Source organism: Clavibacter lycopersici, from assembly GCF_003576405.1.
In the GTDB taxonomy this organism is placed as follows: domain Bacteria; phylum Actinomycetota; class Actinomycetes; order Actinomycetales; family Microbacteriaceae; genus Clavibacter; species Clavibacter lycopersici.
Genome location: NZ_QWGT01000541.1, coordinates 1 through 480, shown reverse-complemented (window position 1 = coordinate 480; position 480 = coordinate 1). Strand labels below are relative to the sequence as shown.

General features: G+C 73.8%; 1 protein-coding gene. It reads left to right on the top strand.

Annotation, left to right across the window (positions count from 1 at the left end; all coding sequences use genetic code 11):
* Positions 1-287: 287 nt before the first annotated feature.
* On the top strand, positions 288-480 hold a 193-nt coding region (locus tag DZG00_RS16435), incomplete at its 3' end, for a family 1 glycosylhydrolase (protein ID WP_119455872.1).

The window sequence follows — 480 nt, the reverse complement described above, 5'->3', positions numbered from 1 at the left end:
GGTTTGCATAGCCGACCCGATCACTCGGGCCGCTGGTGGTCTCTTACACCGCCGTTTCACCCTCACCCGCCGCTCGCGGGATCGACGGACACCGCCCGCTCCACCCCCCGTGGACGGACGATCATCGTTCCTCGCCAGATCCTGCACCGTGCGTCCATTCAGACGGCTGCATCCGGGCGTGTCAACCGCACGCACCGACCGTGATGGAAGTGGTACGGGAACCTGGACGGCGCGTGCCCGCCGACGGTGCGCGGGGTGTGCGCCGGCGGTGCCCGATACTGGCTCACGTGACCCCTCGCGACGCCGTCCCCGACCGCCCGACGCCGACCGAGCTGGCGGGCCTGCTCGCGGGCGGCCCGCGCATCGGGGTGAGCACGAGCGCGACCAAGGTCGAGGGCCGCGCCCACGAGGGCGGCCGGACCGAGTCGGTCTGGGACGCGTTCGCCCGGCGGCCCGGCGCGGTGGCCGACGGCAGCGACC